This window comes from Psychrobacter sp. (genome assembly GCF_035469765.1).
Taxonomy (GTDB): domain Bacteria; phylum Pseudomonadota; class Gammaproteobacteria; order Pseudomonadales; family Moraxellaceae; genus Psychrobacter.
Genome location: NZ_DATIRM010000052.1, coordinates 1 through 5,154, shown reverse-complemented (window position 1 = coordinate 5,154; position 5,154 = coordinate 1). Strand labels below are relative to the sequence as shown.

The window sequence follows — 5,154 nt, the reverse complement described above, 5'->3', positions numbered from 1 at the left end:
TATTTGTGTCTTCATAACCTCAAATATATCATCTTGCTTCGACTGTCACCCTTCCATTATTTCCTCAGCATACTTTTTGATACACCACCAAATTTTTTTATGCGAGTAGGAGGCAATGATACATTCAAGCCATGGATAGGCTATGTTTAGCCTGTCCTACTCTATTTAATAAGACGCCAACCTCTGAATTTGGCAAAGAAACCCTTAAGTCTTTCAGAAAAATTCAAAGCCTCCGATTCTGTCACCTCTTCGACATGATGGCGAGCCGCCAGTATCGGCTGTTCTACCAATCTTTCGTGATGATCAAAAGCACGATCAAGACTGATACTCATGATAGAGAAGTTGGTCGGCCGTGGTAGACAGCGATATACTTGACCTTTATTAATTAAATCAATGACCATATGGGCGTCTTTGAATTCAGTCAACATAAGAACCATCAAATCTGGCTGGATGTTTTTTAAGGCATAAACAATGGGGGTAATATTTTCTTTATTGAGTGTCGAATCCGTAATAGTGACGCCAAAGCGTTTTTTTTGTAATAACTTTGCAGCCTGTTCGAGATTACTGGCCCAACTCACTGAATAAGCACTCTTAAAGTGACTTTTTATTTGCTGATAGACGCTCTCGTCGTCATCTAATACCAATATATTACGCTTGCTGCCAGTGCTGCCACCACTAACTTTTTGAGTGTCATTACCTTGAATAGTATTTTGGGTGATTTCTTGCGTTTGCTGAGCAATTTCTGTGGCTTTATTGACGATTTGTTTAAGCTCATCATTTTGCCATGGCTTTGTGATATAACGATAAATTTCGCCCTCATTCACAGAGTCAATTACTGCATTCAGATCCGCATAACCGGTCAGCAAAATACGCAGCGTATTTGGTGAGGCCGCTTTGATATCACGCAACACTTCTGTACCTTGCTTATCTGGCATGCGTTGGTCGCTGATGACCACTTGTACATTATGCTCGCTGACATACTTCATCAATTCGCTAGCATCAGTAGTGGTAAATACATCATGTGACTGGCGAAAATGCATTTTTAAACTGCGTAAAATGCGTGGCTCATCATCGATAAAAGCGATTTTTGGTTTTTGCATGATGCTCTCTTTAAATAAGTTATTGGAAGTCTCTCAACTTTCAAATAAGGCTTGTGAAGGTTTATGTTCATGAGCGCTAGACTGTATCGGCAATTTGATGGTAAATGTCGCGCCCTCGCCAACGATTGAGCTAACCTCGATGTATCCACCATGTTGCTCGATGATTTGTGCCGTAATGGCCAATCCCAACCCCGTGCCATCGCCTGCTTTTTTGGTGGTAAAAAACGGCTCAAAAATCTGCGCCAGCGTACTTTCTTGGATACCGACACCATTGTCTTTGACACTCACGACAATGTGCCGCTGCGCCTTATCGATAGACGAGCTGACCTGTAATATTCCTTTATGATCAATCGGCATGGCTTGGGCAGCATTATTAAACAGGTTTAATAATACTTGGTTGATTTGTGAAGGATTACATTGAATCGGCGGCAGCTCGGCTAGATTGGTTTTGACGTCTAGAGTTTTTAAGTTATTGCGCGCCATAATCAATGAGGTATTGATGCAATCATTAATATCAACATCCTTTACCTTAGATTCATCAATTCGAGAAAAGTCACGCAAGCTGACTACCAGCTCTGCAATCTGATCAACGCCATAAAGTCCATCTTTAATCAAATCGGCCAAATCTTCACTGACCTCATCTTCTTTAATTTCCTCGCAGCATTGTAAGGTTTGCTCTATCAGTTGCTCGACTTGTTCTTGATTGATAGTTGGTGCTTTTAAGACCTGCAATAATTGATCGGTATGCTGTAGCAACTCATCAAAACGCATGAGATTATCGCCAACCAATTCCATGTTACTTCGCACGTAGCCTAGCGGCGTGTTGACCTCATGCGCCACACCTGCCACCATTTGGCCAAGCGTAGCCATTTTTTCGGAGCGCACCAGATGCACTTGTGAGGCTTTTAACTCATCCATGGCTTGCTGTAAGTCTTGCGTGCGTGCGGCGACTTGTTTTTCTAGATGAACATTGATTTCAGCAAGTGCACCTTCATTCTCGACAACACGATCAATCAGTTGATTGGTCTGCTCACTGATGATTTGAATCTCGCTGACATTTGAATGAGGCAGTTTGTGCGCGCTTAATTGTTGATATTTTTTTTGTTCAATCAACACCCCCATATCAGCCACTGACTGTGCCATATGCTTTAAAGGACGCGTAAAGTAACGACGAAACACCCAGGCGGTCAATAACAAGATAGGAATGAAACCCAATAGCATGGCTTGAATGAGTTTATTAGACAGCGCATTTGCCACGCTCATCATGTCATTATCAGGCTTGACGATGACCATCTTCCAATACGTAAACGGCATGCGAAACACGAAGGCGGTGGCGGGCTGCTGCAACACAAAATCATTGGGCACAGCGATGGTATCGACCAAATGACTGTCTACCAAATTAAACGTTTGATCGATATTTAACAGCAATAATGCTGAGAGCAATTTGGACTCTTGCTCGCTGATTTTATTCAGATTGGTCGTACTTAGAATACTACGAGCAGCGAGTGTATAGCGGCTTTCATCTTTAGTTACTGCCTCATCTATCAGTGTCTGATTAATGCTATCTAGACTGTCCGCAATAGGGGCAAAGCTAGGGTTGCTCTCAGCTAACTGCCGTGCCGTTACGACCTCGCCCTGACCGCTATCTTTAGTTGCGTGCATGACCATCGACTGATCTGGAAAGGTCAAAAACCGATTATCCAAGTCTACTAAAAAGACATAACCACCGAGCTTATCTTGCCACTTTTTCATCGCCTCGCCGAGGTTGTCTAATAGCAGATTGAAACTCACCACTCCATCAAAAGCCTGATTGCGACTGTCGTATAAAGCCTTGGCACACGTCATCATCGGCTGATTACTCACCGGATCGACATATGCACGGCTCCAAACACAGTGGTCATGACGCGCGTACATTGCAGGAATGTACCACCAATCACGATAATAGGGATTAGGCGTTTGGCGCGCTTGATTATAGCGCGCTAATGGCTGCATATTGCCTGAGCTATCGCGCGCCCACACAAATGACTGCCGCTCTCTACCCTCAGCGTACATATTTGGATCAAACCATACGCCACCGCCTACAATGCGTTGATCCATTTGTTGCATGAGATTACCAAAGGTTTCTTTATAAAGGATATCTTCTTTTGGTAAGCCACCAGCCATCGTACTGGTGGCTTTGGCCAATCCGTCGACATGATTGATACTCGCCATAATGCTATTGATGGCTTCGTTACCTGTTTCAACCACTGTCTCTGAGGTCATCTCCAGTATGTGCGGCTTAGCTTGGGTTTCGATGACCCAGTACACCAGCAAAATAATGAGTAAAAAAGCCAATGTTAAAATAATCAGTATACGGGTGGAGATACTACCAAACCGATCAACAACCTTCATAAACACACCTGATATCTATGCGCTAACTGTTATCAACAAATCAGTGAATGACTAAAGATATGAGTGATACGCAACCGCTATTTATAGTGAGCTCAAGAATACGATGCCGTTATGACAATATGATGACAAAAATCGTGTTTGACCGTATGTTTGCTATTGTCTCTTTATGCGCGGCAGCTATACGATCTCTTCATTATTTGTTTTTGCGACTTTTTTAGCATAAACGACATTCCTCTTATTGCGAGCCTACGTCAGGCTTGCAATGCCATTATTGCTTTAGATAAGGAAGAAAGTATAGCTAAAGAGACAGTCCTTATTATTGGAAAGCCCACTCTAATTGGACCATGGAGCAGAGAAGTGACTACAAATACTATCAACTGTAGAATATATGATAATGCATATTTCTGATTAAACTCACTATAGGCAATGCATATCATTGAATAATTTAGGTAAATTATTTTCCATCCAGTCTTAGCATATAAACTTTGCCTGTACCCACTTCTTTTCAGATTGGGAGCGTATTGGTTGGGTACTTAATGACCCTAATAAACCAAGTTCAGAAAGGTTTATTCAAACTGGAGATATAAACTCAAATATTGGTGAGTTATTTAACAGTGATATTAAAAGGTTGATTAATGACCGTCGTTATCATATTAACTAACAAGCTTTCTATAATCCAAATTTCCAAAAGGGAGAGCATCGAGGTATTGCATTACTATTTCCTATGGAACGCTTGTTTGAAGAATATGTAGCAAGCTACTTACGACGAGATATCCAAGCGCCTTGGCAACTTAAAACACAAGCTTCTAGTAAGTACATGGTCAATAACAAAATTGATGATCAAGAAGGTTTAAAATCGCGCTTTCAATTGAAGCCTGATTTGCTAATTAGTAAGGACAATAATAGTCATCATATAATGGATACCAAATGGAAGTTAATAAGCTTCGGTGACAGTGATAACAACTTCAATATCAGCCAGTCGGATATTTATCAGTTATTTGCTTATGGTCATAAGTATTTGAATGGTTGTGGGGACATGATGCTTATTTACCCTAGACATCATCAGTTCGAAACACCTTTAGCATGCCTTCATTTAGCAAAGGATTTGAGATTGTGGGCTGTACCATTTTGTATAGAAACTGACAAAGTGATTATGGGTGAATGGGTAGTACGCTTTCCATGTTTACCTCAAGTTTGAGATTGATGTTCAAACTAATTAGACTTATAAATAAACATAAATTTAAAGGATCGCTTACTGTAACTAGCTTTTAACAACCTTGGCCACAAAATGGTCACCGTTTGGTCACCGAGTAGATGGTCACCGATTTTTAAAAGGCAGACTGTCTGCGCATAACCTTATATCGGATGCTGCAAGAGAGAGTAAGTTACTTCTGATGGGACAATAGAGATAGAATAACAAACCTATATAAACAAAAGACTTGAACAAATCCACAGACACAAAAAAACCCCAAGCAAACTAATACTTGAGGCGAAACTTGCTTAAACCCGAAAGTTTAAATTCGTTTTAAATATGGCGCAGCGGACGGGACTCGAACCCGCGACCCCCGGCGTGACAGGCCGGTATTCTAACCAACTGAACTACCGCTGCTTAGGTCATCTTTAGCGTTTTTACCTTTATGAAGAGGTCCACTTCGCTAAAATA

Annotated in this window: 2 protein-coding genes, 1 tRNA gene and 1 pseudogene; 1 reads left to right on the top strand and 3 read right to left on the bottom strand. The window is 41.3% G+C overall.

Going from position 1 to position 5,154, the window contains the following annotated elements:
• Positions 1 to 161 precede the first annotated feature (161 nt).
• Positions 162 to 1,100, bottom strand: coding sequence for a response regulator (locus VLN09_RS01315; protein WP_325243349.1), 939 nt, complete (start codon positions 1,098 to 1,100; stop codon positions 162 to 164).
• Between the two features lie 33 nt (positions 1,101 to 1,133).
• On the bottom strand, positions 1,134 to 3,491 hold the full coding sequence (locus VLN09_RS01310; protein ID WP_325243347.1) for an ATP-binding protein: 2,358 nt from the start codon (positions 3,489 to 3,491) through the stop codon (positions 1,134 to 1,136).
• A 685-nt stretch (positions 3,492 to 4,176) separates the two neighbouring features.
• On the opposite strand from VLN09_RS01310, the pseudogene VLN09_RS01305 reads away from it, so the two are divergent.
• Positions 4,177 to 4,689, top strand: a pseudogene (locus tag VLN09_RS01305) (5-methylcytosine restriction system specificity protein McrC); the annotation flags it as partial.
• A gap of 334 nt (positions 4,690 to 5,023) precedes the next feature.
• Here the strand turns inward: VLN09_RS01305 and VLN09_RS01300 are convergent.
• Positions 5,024 to 5,100 (bottom strand) — tRNA-Asp (locus tag VLN09_RS01300).
• Positions 5,101 to 5,154: the final 54 nt, after the last annotated feature.